This window comes from Rhizobium sp. RAF36, from assembly GCF_052114105.1.
Lineage (GTDB): Bacteria > Pseudomonadota > Alphaproteobacteria > Rhizobiales > Rhizobiaceae > Rhizobium.
The window spans coordinates 1,052,182-1,064,419 of record NZ_JBFREC010000001.1 but is presented as its reverse complement, the minus strand read 5'-3'; the positions used below and the strand labels follow the sequence as shown (position 1 = coordinate 1,064,419).

Sequence of the window (12,238 nt, the reverse complement as noted above, 5' to 3'; positions counted from 1 at the left end):
TCCTTTAAGCGGCGAAGTCGAAATAGGCGACGACGGGCACGTGGTCCGACGGCTTTTCCCAGGCGCGGACATGCTTTTCGATCGCCGTCGACGTCATCCGGTCAGCAGCCTCGGGCGACAGCATCAGATGGTCGATACGAATGCCGTTATTCTTCGGCCAGGCACCGGCCTGATAATCCCAGAATGAATAGAGCTGTGTCGCATCGGTGGTCGCGCGCACCGCGTCGGTAAAGCCGAGGGCTTCGAGCCTGCGGAAAGCCTCGCGCGTCTGCGGCAGGAACAGCGCGTCATTCTCCCAGACCTTCGGATCGAAGCAATCATGCGGTTCGGGAATGACGTTGTAGTCACCGGCCAGGATGAAGGCTTCCTCATATTCGAGACGCTGGATCGCGAATTGCCGCAGCCGCTCCATCCACGCGAGCTTGTAGGTGTATTTCTCGGTATCAACAGGGTTGCCGTTCGGCAGGTAGAGGCAGCCGATGCGAAGCGCCTTGTTGCCGGGTAACGAAAAGACGGCCTCGAGGAAGCGCGCCTGCTCATCCAGCGGGTCGCCGGGCAGGCCGCAGTTCACTTCGTCAGGCTTGCTCTTGGAAAGGATCGCGACGCCATTGAAACCCTTCTGGCCGTGGGTTTCGACGTGATAGCCGAGCGCCTCGATCTCGAGGCGAGGAAACCCTTCGTCGACGGTCTTGATTTCCTGCAGGCAGGCGATGTCAGGGCTGGAATCCTTCAGCCATTGCGTGAGGTTGTCGATACGCGCCTTGACGCCGTTGATGTTCCAGGTCGCGATCTTCATCCATCACCTCTTGCTTCGTGCCGATCTTGTATCGTGATGGGCAGCGTCCGGACAAGACGATAAACCGGCCGGAAGAGATTTCTTCGGCCGGTCTGATTTGGGTGCTCTGATGTTGTTCAGATCGAAAAGCTGGTGCCGCAGCCGCAGCTGGCGACCGCGTTCGGATTGTTGATCTGGAAGGATTGGCCGAGCAGGTTGTCGACGAAGTCGATCTCGGAGCCTGCCATATAGATCAGCGACATGCTGTCGATCAGCACCTTCGCATCGTTCTTCTCGACAATCACGTCGTCGTCCTGCACGCCATCGGCGAGATCGAACTTGTAGGAAAAGCCCGAACATCCGCCGCCTTCGACGGAGACGCGAAGGGCGCTCTTGCCGGCTTCGGCGCCGACGATGGCGGCGATTCGCTTTGCCGCAGCATCGGAGAGGGTTACTGTGGTCTCTGTCATGCTTCCTCCTGCCGGGGTCAAGATCCGGAGAGAATTGATAGAAGCCGATGATCTTTCAAACGGCTGATATCAAAAGAATTTATCACATGCGTCGTTGAAACGCATTATTGCGGAAAGCGGTTAAGAAAGCGCCGCTTTGCCGTATATACTGACTATAGGTATGAAGAGCGTGAAGCGGCGTCAATGGGCGATCCGGCCGCGAGCTCGAATGACGGTGAAGAATGACGATCGACAGGCATGCATTGGGTTTTGGAAACAGCGAGCGGGCGGTCTATGCGGCAGACCCCTGGACGACCCGCGGGCGGCTCTATGACGAAAGCTCCAGCCCGACGCGCTCCGACTTCCAGCGCGACCGCGACCGCATCGTCCACACCACGGCCTTCCGCCGCCTGAAGCACAAGACGCAGGTCTTCATCGCCCAGGACGGCGATCACTACCGCACGCGCCTGACGCACACGATAGAGGTGGCGCAGATCGCCCGCGCTTTGGCCCGTGCGCTCAAGCTCGACGAAGATCTGGCCGAGGGCGTGGCATTGGTGCACGATTTTGGCCACACGCCCTTCGGCCATACCGGCGAGGACGCGCTGCATGAGGTGCTGCTGCCCTATGGCGGCTTCGATCACAATGCCCAGTCGTTGCGGATCGTCACCAAGCTGGAGCGCCGTTATGCGGAATTCGACGGTATCAACCTGACCTGGGAAAGCCTCGAAGGCCTCGTGAAGCATAACGGTCCGCTGCTGGCCAAGGACGGGCAGGGCACGCGCGGCCCGGTCCCGCAGCCGATCCTTGACTATTGCGAGCTGCATGACCTGCAGCTCGACACCTATGCAAGCCTGGAGGCGCAGGTGGCGGCGATTGCCGACGACATCGCCTACAATACCCATGATATCGACGACGGCCTGCGCTCCGGCTACCTGACCTTCGAGATGCTGGAGGAAATTCCCTTCCTCGCCGGACTGATGGCGGAAGTGCGCGAGCGCTATCCGAACCTCGAGGCCAGCCGCTTCACCCATGAAATCATGCGCCGCCAGATCACCCGCATGGTCGAGGATGTCATCTCTGTCGCGCAAGAACGCCTGGCGCAGATCAAGCCGGAGAGCGCTGATGATATCCGTCACGCCGACCGCGTCATCGCCACCTTCTCGCCGTCGATGGCCGAAACCGACAGGCTGATCAAGCAGATGCTCTTCAAGCGCATCTACCGCCATCCCGAGATCATGCGCATCCGGGCAGGGGCCGCGCAGATCGTCACCGACCTCTTCGGCGCCTATATGGCGAACCCGAAGGAGATGCAGAGCCACTACTGGGTCGATCATATCGCAGGCCTTGCAGACGCCCCGAAAGCCCGCCATGTCGGCGACTATCTGGCCGGCATGACTGACACCTATGCCATCAGCGCCCACAGGCGATTGTTTGACCACACTCCCGATTTGCGATAGGCAGCACGCGCCCGGCAAAAGGCCGGTCGATGCCTTGTGGCACAGCCTATGCATGGAAGAGTGCGATGAACCTTTTTACCGATTTCGAAGCCCGGATTAAAACCGCCCTTGAACAGATCGATCTGGTCAAGGAAAAGCGATCCGAGCTCGATTTCGGCCGCATCGCCGTCGAGCCGCCGCGTGACGCCACTCATGGCGACGTTGCGACCAACGCAGCGATGGTGTTGGCCAAGCCGCTCGGCACCAACCCGCGGGCCTTCGCCGAAATCATCATCGACAAGTTGAAGGAAGATCCGGATGTGGCCGACGTCTCCGTCGCCGGTCCTGGATTCATCAACATCAAGCTGTCCGTCGGCTACTGGCAGCGGCTGCTCGCGTCGATGATCGGCGCCGGCACCGATTACGGCCGCTCGACGCTCGGCACCGGCCGCAAGGTCAATGTCGAATACGTCTCGGCAAACCCGACCGGCCCGATGCATGTCGGCCATTGCCGCGGCGCCGTCGTCGGCGACGCACTGGCAAATCTTCTGTCTTTCGCCGGCTATGCCGTCGAGAAGGAATATTACATCAACGATGCCGGCTCGCAGATCGACGTGCTGGCACGCTCGGTCTTCCTGCGTTACCGCGAGGCGCTTGGCGAGAAGATCGGCGAGATCCCGGCAGGTCTCTATCCGGGTGATTACCTCGTGCCGGTCGGTCAGTCACTGGCCAGTGAATACGGCGTGCGGTTGCACAATATGCCGGAAGAGCAGTGGATACCTATCGTCAAGGACAAGGCGATCGACGCGATGATGGTGATGATCCGCGAGGATCTGGCAGCACTGAACGTCCACCATGACGTCTTCTTCTCCGAGCGCACGCTGCATGATGGTGGTGCTGCCGCCATCCGCACGGCGATCAACGACCTCACCTTCAAGGGCTTCGTCTACAAGGGCTCCCTGCCGCCGCCGAAGGGTCAGCTGCCCGAGGATTGGGAAGACCGCGAGCAGACGCTGTTCCGTTCGACCGAGGTCGGCGACGATGTCGATCGTCCGCTGATCAAGTCGGATGGGTCCTATACTTACTTTGCCGCCGACGTTGCTTACTTCAAGAACAAGTTCGACCGTGGCTTCAACGAAATGATCTATGTGCTCGGCGCCGACCATGGCGGTTACGTCAAGCGTCTGGAAGCGGTTGCGCGTGCCATTTCTGAAGGCAATTCCAAGCTGACGGTGCTGCTCTGCCAGCTCGTGAAGCTCTATCGAAATGGCGAGCCGGTGAAGATGTCGAAGCGCTCCGGCGACTTCGTGACGCTACGCGACGTGGTCGAAGAAGTCGGCCGCGATTCGGTGCGTTTCATGATGCTCTACCGGAAGAGTTCCGAGCCGCTCGACTTCGATTTCGCCAAAGTAACGGAACAGTCGAAGGATAATCCGGTCTTTTACGTGCAGTATGCGCATGCCCGTTGCATGTCGGTTTTCCGGCAGGCGAGGGAGGCGTTTCCGGACCTCGACGTGACCCCGTCAGGGCTTGCGAAAGCCGTCTCCGGAATCTCGGATCCCGCGGAATTGCAGCTGATTGCGAAGGCTGCGGAGTTCCCCCGCGTCGTCGAATCCGCGGCCCAGGCACAGGAGCCTCACAGGGTCGCTTTCTATCTCTACGACCTCGCCAGTTCGTTCCATGCACACTGGAACAAAGGTAAAGATCAGACTGAATTACGATTTGTTAACGATAAGAGCCGAGAATCGAGTATTGCCAGACTAGGGCTGGTGTACGCTGTCGCTTCGGTTTTGAAGTCGGGTCTTGCCATTACTGGTACCGCCGCACCGGATGAAATGCGATAAACGTCACCAAATCCCCACATTGCGCTGGCATTGACCGCGTTGGCTTTTGAGTGGGATGGGTATGGCAGACAAACAACTTGCGTATGACGCGCGACAGAAGACGGAGCTGTTCGATGAAAACGATCCGCTTGCGGAACTCGCGCGCATCGTTGGCTTCGAGCCGCGGGTAGCCGCCAATACTGTTTCAGAGCCGGTCCGGCAGGAGCCCGCCTTCGATCTCGAAGACGAGCTGCTGCGGGAATTCGAAAGCTACGATGCGCCGCGCGCACCGGATGTTGTCGACCATCCGGCCGAGCCGGTCGCGGCCTACGAGCCCGTCGCTTACGAGCAGACTGCGCAGGTCGAGCCGGAGCCGACCTATTACGAGACACAGGCCGTAGAGTCTGAGCCGGTCGTCCATGCCGAGCCGGCAGCCGCTTCCGCCTGGAATGCTGCGGGAGCCTTTGCTTCGGCGGATTGGACTGCGCAGCAATCCGAGCCGGTGTCGAACGGCGCCCGTGATCTGATCGAAGAGCTTGAAATGTCGATCGGTGCGGCTGCAGCTGTTCAGCCGGTGGCACCGGCTCCGAAGGCGCCGCAGTGGTCGGCTGCCAGCATCAAGCTGCCGCTTGCCAATTTCCACACGGCTCGCCGCGAAGAACCGGCGGCTCCTGTCGCCATGGTGCCCGAGCCGGTCGTCGCTGCGCCCGTTGCCGCCGCGCCGCAGGTGGTTGAGACCATTCCATCCGAAGCTGCAATTCACGAACTTGCAGCTCTCGATGTCGCCGATGAGTTTCTGCCGGTTTCCGGTGGTTTTCCGGCCGAGATCGATCGCCACGAAGTCGCCGAATTGCCACAGCACGAGCCGGTCGCCGAAGCGGCAGCCGTCGAAGCCGACGCTGAACCCGTTTCGCACGATGCCGGTTTCGATCTTGCCGCCGCCGCCAAGGATGGCGTCGTGGCATCGGATGCCGCGCTGACCGAAGCTTTGCCGCAGGATGCGGCCACGGCGTTCGATATCGATAATCTGCTGGCCGACGTCTCCCGCTACCCGGTCCCGCAGCGCGCTGCCGAGCCGGTTCATCATGAGGTGCCCGTCGAAGCTGCTCCCGTTCGCCATGCCGAGCCGGTTCAGGCCTTTGCTCCCGTTGCTGCCAAGCCGGCTGCTCCGGAAGAGGAAGACCCGTTTGCCGGTCATGACTTCGAGCTCGATCTCGAGGGCATCGAACTGGAACTCGCTGATCTTGATTTCGCCGAACCCGTGAAGCCGCTGCCCGAACCGGTCGCTGCTGCTCCGGCACCGGTGGCCGCGCCTGCTGCCGCATTCGTTCCGGCACCTGTTGCCGCCGCGCGTCCGATTGCACCCGCGCCTGTGCTTGATGAGGCGCCGCGTCCGGTGGTGCAGCCTGCCTATACGCCTGCGCCTGTTTCCTATGTGCCTGCTGCCTCGGTCTTTACCCCGGCGCCGCAGCGGACCGCTCCCGTGCAGGCAGCCGCACCTGAGCCCGTTGAAGAACTGCCTTTCGATCCGTCGATGATTGCCGATGCCGATGGGCATCCGGAGGCTGTCGAAGAGATGCATGTTCCGGCGCTGCCGCCTGTCGAACAGCACAAGCCTGTAGCGCAGACTTCCGATTTCGATTTCGACGTCGACGCCGAGATTGCCAGCCTCTTTGAGCCTATGAAGTCTGCAGAGCGTGCACCTGCCGCTGCTCCCGCCTGGGCGCCGCCGGCCGCTACTCCTGCCGCCTTGAAGCCTGCCGCAGCACCTGCCGTTGCCGGTCTTGACGATCTGGAGCGCGCGCTTGAGGAAGACCTTCGCCGCAGCATGCGCGAACCGGTGCAGCGCACCGAGCAGTTCGCGGAAGTCCACATTCAGTCCGCAGGCGCAGCCGAAGACATGCACCGCGCCCGCTCGATGAAGCGCATGCTTGCCGCCGCTGCCATGGTGGTGGTTTTCGCAGGCGGTGCCTACGGTCTCTACACGGTCGTCGCCGACTCAGGCATTGCCGGTGGCTCGGGCGAGCCGCGCATCATTTCTGCCGACAAGGAACCTGTTAAGGTCGTTCCTGACAATCCGGGCGGCAAGACCGTTCCGAACCAGGACAAGGCCGTTTACGACCGTGTCGCTGGCGCCACCGAGACGCCGAAGCAGACGGCCTTGGTGTCTTCGGATGAGGAACCTGTCGACGTCGTTCAGCGCACGCTGACGCCTGAGATTGCCCCTGAAGACAATGACGGCGATGTCACCGATCAGGCGATGAGCACGCCGGTCAGCGATACGCAGGATCCGCGCCTTCTTCCGGACCAGAACCAGCCGGAGCAAGCCGCAAATGACGGCGACGCAGACCGCGTCCCCGCCGTTTCGCCACGCAAGGTCCGTACGATGATCGTCAAGCCTGACGGGACTCTGGTAGCCCGTGAGGACGAAGCACCCGTCGATGCGCCTGTTGTCAAACAGGTCAAGACGACCACGATCACGCCGAACGGCTCGGCTGCCAGCTTCCCCGCCAGCACCGAAGTCGCATCTGCCGACATCCGCTCCACCCCGGTCGAGAATACGGCAACGCCGCCTGCCCAGGCTGGTGCGTCCGAATCGGTGCTTGCCAAGGTTGCCGCGAGCAACCCTGCCAATGTCGAGCCGCCGGTCCGTCAGGTTCAGTCGACGCCGGTCGAGCCCCAGGCTGCAGCAGCAAAGCCTGCAGATGCTGCGCCGGTCCCGGCAGTCCGCCCGGCTGCCAAGCCTGCAGCCGCCGCAGCTCCCCAGCCGCCGAAGCCGGCCGAGGTTGCCTCTGTGGCACCCGCAGCCACCCAGACGCAGGCTGCAGCGCCTTCCGGCGGCTACGGTGTCCAGATCGCATCGCTGCCCTCTGAGGCCGAGGCCAACAAGTCTTATGCAAGCCTCTCGAAGAAGTTTGGCAGCGTTCTGGCTGGCCGCAGCTTCGAAATCCGCAAGGCTGATATCGCTGGCAAGGGCACCTTCTACCGCGTCCGTATCCCGGCCGGCTCAAAGGATGAAGCAGCAGCGCTTTGCGAAAAGTATCGTGCCGCAGGCGGCACATGCCTGATCTCGAAGTAAGCAGCGTCACACCCATTCAAGGCGGCGGGCATGGTCCCGCCGCTTTTGTTTTGCCCAGCCTTTCCTGTGAATGCCTGTTGACCTCTATCGCAATTCGCCTCAGCACCTCTATGATTCGGGTATGACCGAATCAAAAGCGATGATCCTGGGCTGTAGCGGCCTGTCACTGACCCCGGAAGAAAAGGCCTTCTACAGGGCCGAGCGCCCCTGGGGCTTCATTCTTTTTGGACGCAACATCTCCGAGCCGCAGCAGATCGCCGATCTCGTCGCCGAGATGCGCGAAAGCGTCGGCTGGCACGCGCCCGTGCTGATCGACCAGGAGGGCGGTCGCGTCCAGCGTATCCGTCCGCCGATTCTGCAGCACTATCCATCCGGTCAGGCGCTCGGCGACATCTATCGCCAGGATCGGGAGCAGGGGCTTCGCGCCGCCTGGCTGATGTCGCGCCTGCACGCCTTCGATCTGCTGACGTTCGGCATCAATGTCGATTGCCTGCCGGTGCTCGACGTGCCGGTCGAAGGCAGCAGCAATGTCATCGGCAACCGCGCCTATGGCGGCGATCCCCAGACGGTGACCGCGATGGGCCGTGCTGCCAGCGATGGTTTGAAGGCCGGCGGCGTGTTGCCAGTGATGAAGCATATGCCGGGCCATGGCCGGGGCTTTGCCGATTCTCACCACGAACTCCCTGTCGTTACCGTTTCGCGTGACGAGCTCGAAGCCCATGACTTCCCGCCCTTCATCGCCATGAAGGATGAACTCGCGGCGATGACCTGCCATGTCGTCTTCACGGCGATCGACGATGCCAATCCGGCAACCACGTCCCGCAAAGTGATCGACGGCGTCATCCGCAGCCACATCGGCTTCAACGGCCTGTTGCTTTCCGATGATACATCGATGAACGCGCTGGCTGGCACCATCGGCGAGCGCGCCGCGAATATCATTGCAGGCGGATGCGATATCGTGCTGCATTGCAACGGCCACATGGACGAGATGCTGCAGGTGGTCGCCAATGTTCCGGTCCTGTCGGACGCTTCGCTGAAGCGCGCCGACGCGGTCCTGGCCGGCATGCCGAAGCCCGATCAATCCGAGGAAGCTGCAATCCGCAGTGAATTCGATGCGATGTTCGCCACCGTCTGAAAACTGGAAGCGAGGCAGAGTTGAACGTAGTCAAGGGTCCCGAGCGGTCGCCGTCGTCAGCAACGCCGATGGACAAGCTATGGCAGGATAACGGGGCCGAACGCGCCACCCACGAGCCGGCGCTGGTGATCGACGTCGCGGGCTTCGAGGGCCCGTTGGACCTGCTGCTTTATCTCGCCCGTAATCAGAAGGTCGATCTGTCGCGGATCTCGGTTCTGGCGCTTGCCGAGCAGTATCTGCTGTTTGTCGACAGCGCCCGCCGCATCCGCATCGAACTGGCCGCCGATTACCTCGTCATGGCGGCCTGGCTTGCCTATCTGAAATCGCGCCTCCTGATCCCGCAGCAGATCAAGGACGATGGCCCGTCGGGCGAGGAGATGGCGGCAACGCTCGCCTTCCGCTTGAAACGCCTGGAAGCGATGCGTGAGGCCGCCAGCGGTCTCGTCAACCGCAACCGTCTCGGCCGCGATATCTTCGCTCGCGGTGCGCCCGAACATATCCCGGATCGCCACCGGTCCGCCTACGATGCCAGCCTCTACGATCTCCTGACTGCCTATGCGTCGCTGCGACAGCGCCAGGCGGTCACACAGGTCACGATCGCCCGGCGCACTGTCTGGTCGCTGACCGAGGCGCGCGAGCTCTTGACCCGGATGATCGGTGACGTTTCCGACTGGACGGCGCTGGAGCACTATCTGCTGCGCTACATGACCTCGCCGGAAGAACGCGTCACCGCGATCGCCAGCGCCTTTGCGGCGTCGCTGGAGCTGGTGCGCGAGGGCAAACTCGAAATCCGTCAGGAAGGCGCCTTTGAGCCACTCTACATGCGCCGCGGACCGAAGCACGCCACATTGCAAGTTATCGAGCAGGAGACGCCGCTGTGATCGATCCTGAGGGCGATATCGGCGGAGAGGAAGACGAGGGCACCGAAAGCCGGGATTTCCAGGCGGAGCTCGAGGCAGAGCGTATCGCCGAGGCGCTGGTCTTCGCCTCGTCGCAGCCCGTTTCGGAAGCCTTCATTGCCGATCGCATTGCCAAGCACTTCAATGTCCGCGCCATCATGCTCCGGTTGAAGGAGCAATATGCGCCCCGTGGGGTCAATCTTGTGCAGGTCGACGACGCCTGGGCCTTCCGCACGGCAGCCGATCTCTCATTTGTGATCCGCCGTGGTGAGAACGAGGCGAAGAAGCTTTCGCGGGCCGCGCTCGAGGTCCTCGCGATCATCGCCTATCACCAGCCGGTGACGCGCGCCGAGATCGAGGACATCCGAGGCGTCCAGACGTCGCGCGGCACGCTCGATGTGCTGATGGAGGCCGGATGGGTTCGTTTCCGCGGCCGCCGCCGCACCCCCGGCCGCCCCGTCACACTCGGCACGACACGGGACTTTCTCGACCATTTCGGCCTTGAGGAACTGCGCGATCTGCCGGGTATCGAAGAGCTCAAGGGGGCAGGGCTGCTCTCTGGCCGTATCCCGGCGAATTTCAATATTCCGTCGCCGCTGATGAGCGATGAACTGACGGAGGATGAGGACCCGATCACCCAGATGGATTTGGAGGAATTGGGTCTTCTTGCCCCCGGCGGCGCCTCCGAAGATTAGCGGTTGCTGGTCTTTGTTTTGACACCGAGGGCGAAAACAATAGTGATCACCATAATTCGATGGCGCAATGACTTGTCACAATGGCCAAAGCCGTGACATTAAGCGTCAATCCAAGGGGAATTTTGGTGTTGGAAACGATGGCGGAAACTCTTACATCGAAGAGACATCGCAACAGGGAGTATGCGTAATGGGTTCTTTTAGCATGTGGCACTGGTTGATCGTTCTGGTCATCGTGCTGTTGTTGTTCGGTCGCGGCAAGATCCCGGAATTGATGGGCGACGTCGCCAAGGGCATCAAGAGCTTCAAGAAGGGCATGAACGACGAGGACGCGCCGGTCGACGGCAAGACCGTCGATCACAAGGCCGACGAAACGAAGTAACCAGTCCGGAAACGGGTGGCTTGCCCCGCTTCCCATCCAGGAGCCTTGAATGTTCGATATTGGCTGGACCGAGCTGCTCGTCATCGCGGTCGTGTTGATTGTTGTGGTCGGTCCGAAAGACCTGCCGCCGATGCTGCGTGCGTTTGGAAAAATGACCCAGCGCGCCAAGAAGGTTGCCGGTGAATTCCGCGCACAGTTCGACGAGGCGCTGCGTGAGGCAGATCTCGACGAGGTGCGTCAGACACTCGCCGACGCCCAGCGTCTGAACCCCGCCAATACGCTGCGCGAGGCGATGAACCCGCTGCGCCAGATGGGCAACGACATCAAGGCAGATTTGCAGAGCGCCACCAAGGTCGAGAACAAGACCGACGCGCCGCCTGTCAGTGTCCCGGAACCGTCGATGAGCCTGCCGGAAACGCCGCCGATCATGGCGCCGCTGCCCGAGCCGGCTGTTGCCGCGGCCGTTGAAAAGCCGAAGGCTGTGCGCAAACCGCGTGCCGTGGCTGCTGCAAAGGTTGAGCCCGTGGCTGCCGCTCCCGCTGCCAAGGCAAAGCCTGCACCAGCTGCCAAGGCCTCTGCCGCTCCGGCAAAGACTGCGGCCGCCAAGGCGGCCCCAGCAAAGGCGCCTGCCAAGACCGTGGCCGCAAAGGCCACACCAGCAAAGAAGACCGCAGCTGCTCCGAAGAAGGCAGCGGCAACGAAAAAGGATGAGGCATGAGCGGCGATATCGAAGACAAGCCGCAGCCCTTGATCGAGCACCTCATGGAGCTGCGCAGGCGGCTGATGTGGTCGATCGGCGCGTTTTTCATCGCCTTCATCGTCTGCTTCTTCTTTGCCAAGCATCTCTTCAACTACCTCGTCTATCCCTACAAGCTCGCCGTCATCTGGGCGGGCATGGATGTCGACAAGGCGCAGCTGATCTACACGGCGCCGCAGGAATTCTTCTTCACGCAGGTGAAGGTCGCCATGTTCGGCGGCGTGGTGATCGCATTCCCGATCATCGCCGCGCAAATCTACAAGTTCGTGGCGCCCGGCCTCTACAAGAACGAGCGCGCGGCCTTCCTGCCGTTCCTGATCGCCTCGCCAATCCTCTTCCTGCTCGGCGCCGCACTCGTCTATTTCTTCTTCACGCCTATGGTCATGTGGTTCTTTCTGGCCATGCAGCAGACGCCGGGCCATGGCGACGTCGCCATCTCGCTGCTGCCGAAGGTCTCGGAATATCTGAGCCTGATCATGACGCTGGTGCTATCCTTCGGCCTGGTCTTTCAGCTCCCCGTCATTACCACGCTGCTCGCCCGCGTCGGCCTGCTCACCTCGCAGTGGCTTGCCGAAAAGCGCAAGTTCGCGATCGTCATGGCCTTCATCGTCGCTGCGGTTCTGACGCCGCCCGATCCGATGTCCCAGATCGGTCTTGCACTGCCGACGATCCTTCTCTACGAGATTGCAATCCACGCGGCTCGACTCGTCGAGCGCCAGCGTGCGCGGCAGTCGGTCGAAGAGGCGGAACGATCCGCGGATGTTGCCAACACGGACAGCGTCTGAGCGGCTTCGCAATCTCTTCCCGT

Annotated in this window: 11 protein-coding genes; 9 read left to right on the top strand and 2 right to left on the bottom strand. The window is 61.8% G+C overall.

What is annotated here, in order from left to right:
* Window positions 1-4: 4 nt before the first annotated feature.
* Together xth and erpA are read right to left on the bottom strand one after the other, a co-directional pair.
* The gene (gene xth, locus AB4Z25_RS05305; protein ID WP_112387963.1) at window positions 5-796 is read right to left on the bottom strand and encodes an exodeoxyribonuclease III; all 792 of its coding nucleotides are present in this window, start codon (window positions 794-796) and stop codon (window positions 5-7) included.
* Window positions 797-912: 116 nt separating this feature from the next.
* Window positions 913-1,245 carry an iron-sulfur cluster insertion protein ErpA gene (gene erpA / locus AB4Z25_RS05300; RefSeq protein WP_112387964.1) on the bottom strand — a complete coding sequence of 111 codons (333 nt, stop codon included), beginning with the start codon at window positions 1,243-1,245 and terminating at the stop codon, window positions 913-915.
* Between the two features lie 221 nt (window positions 1,246-1,466).
* Here erpA and AB4Z25_RS05295 point away from each other — a divergent pair, with 221 nt between their 5' ends.
* From AB4Z25_RS05295 to tatC, 9 genes are all read left to right on the top strand, one after another.
* Window positions 1,467-2,684 carry a deoxyguanosinetriphosphate triphosphohydrolase gene (locus AB4Z25_RS05295; RefSeq protein WP_112539677.1) on the top strand — a complete coding sequence of 406 codons (1,218 nt, stop codon included), beginning with the start codon at window positions 1,467-1,469 and terminating at the stop codon, window positions 2,682-2,684.
* Between the two features lie 65 nt (window positions 2,685-2,749).
* Window positions 2,750-4,507: an arginine--tRNA ligase gene (gene argS, locus AB4Z25_RS05290; protein WP_112539674.1), complete on the top strand. Its 1,758-nt coding sequence runs from the start codon at window positions 2,750-2,752 to the stop codon at window positions 4,505-4,507.
* Window positions 4,508-4,568: 61 nt separating this feature from the next.
* The gene (locus AB4Z25_RS05285) at window positions 4,569-7,565 is read left to right on the top strand and encodes an SPOR domain-containing protein (RefSeq protein WP_112539672.1); all 2,997 of its coding nucleotides are present in this window, start codon (window positions 4,569-4,571) and stop codon (window positions 7,563-7,565) included.
* 121 nt (window positions 7,566-7,686) lie between these two features.
* Complete coding sequence (gene nagZ / locus AB4Z25_RS05280) at window positions 7,687-8,700, top strand: beta-N-acetylhexosaminidase (protein WP_112539813.1); 1,014 nt, start codon at window positions 7,687-7,689, stop codon at window positions 8,698-8,700.
* A 20-nt stretch (window positions 8,701-8,720) separates the two neighbouring features.
* The gene (locus tag AB4Z25_RS05275) at window positions 8,721-9,581 is read left to right on the top strand and encodes a segregation and condensation protein A (protein ID WP_112387968.1); all 861 of its coding nucleotides are present in this window, start codon (window positions 8,721-8,723) and stop codon (window positions 9,579-9,581) included.
* Window positions 9,578-10,294 carry an SMC-Scp complex subunit ScpB gene (scpB, locus tag AB4Z25_RS05270; protein ID WP_112539670.1) on the top strand — a complete coding sequence of 239 codons (717 nt, stop codon included), beginning with the start codon at window positions 9,578-9,580 and terminating at the stop codon, window positions 10,292-10,294. The genes AB4Z25_RS05275 and scpB overlap by 4 nt, the downstream gene beginning before the upstream one ends.
* A 187-nt stretch (window positions 10,295-10,481) precedes the next feature.
* Window positions 10,482-10,673: a twin-arginine translocase TatA/TatE family subunit gene (locus AB4Z25_RS05265; RefSeq protein WP_112387970.1), complete on the top strand. Its 192-nt coding sequence runs from the start codon at window positions 10,482-10,484 to the stop codon at window positions 10,671-10,673.
* Between the two features lie 49 nt (window positions 10,674-10,722).
* On the top strand, window positions 10,723-11,391 hold the full coding sequence (gene tatB / locus AB4Z25_RS05260; protein WP_112539668.1) for a Sec-independent protein translocase protein TatB: 669 nt from the start codon (window positions 10,723-10,725) through the stop codon (window positions 11,389-11,391).
* Entirely contained in the window at window positions 11,388-12,215 is an 828-nt protein-coding gene (gene tatC / locus AB4Z25_RS05255) for a twin-arginine translocase subunit TatC (RefSeq protein ID WP_112387972.1), read from the top strand. Before tatB ends, tatC begins: the two co-directional genes overlap by 4 nt.
* Window positions 12,216-12,238: the final 23 nt, after the last annotated feature.

What these genes read in the sequence shown, in the direction of transcription:
- xth (WP_112387963.1), bottom strand. Translation starts at nt 796, where the DNA reads ATGAAGATCGCGACCTGGAACATCAACGGCGTCAAGGCGCGTATCGAC.
- erpA (WP_112387964.1), bottom strand. Translation starts at nt 1,245, where the DNA reads ATGACAGAGACCACAGTAACCCTCTCCGATGCTGCGGCAAAGCGAATC.
- AB4Z25_RS05295 (WP_112539677.1), top strand. Translation starts at nt 1,467, where the DNA reads ATGACGATCGACAGGCATGCATTGGGTTTTGGAAACAGCGAGCGGGCG.
- argS (WP_112539674.1), top strand. Translation starts at nt 2,750, where the DNA reads ATGAACCTTTTTACCGATTTCGAAGCCCGGATTAAAACCGCCCTTGAA.
- AB4Z25_RS05285 (WP_112539672.1), top strand. Translation starts at nt 4,569, where the DNA reads ATGGCAGACAAACAACTTGCGTATGACGCGCGACAGAAGACGGAGCTG.
- nagZ (WP_112539813.1), top strand. Translation starts at nt 7,687, where the DNA reads ATGACCGAATCAAAAGCGATGATCCTGGGCTGTAGCGGCCTGTCACTG.
- AB4Z25_RS05265 (WP_112387970.1), top strand. Translation starts at nt 10,482, where the DNA reads ATGGGTTCTTTTAGCATGTGGCACTGGTTGATCGTTCTGGTCATCGTG.
- tatB (WP_112539668.1), top strand. Translation starts at nt 10,723, where the DNA reads ATGTTCGATATTGGCTGGACCGAGCTGCTCGTCATCGCGGTCGTGTTG.
- tatC (WP_112387972.1), top strand. Translation starts at nt 11,388, where the DNA reads ATGAGCGGCGATATCGAAGACAAGCCGCAGCCCTTGATCGAGCACCTC.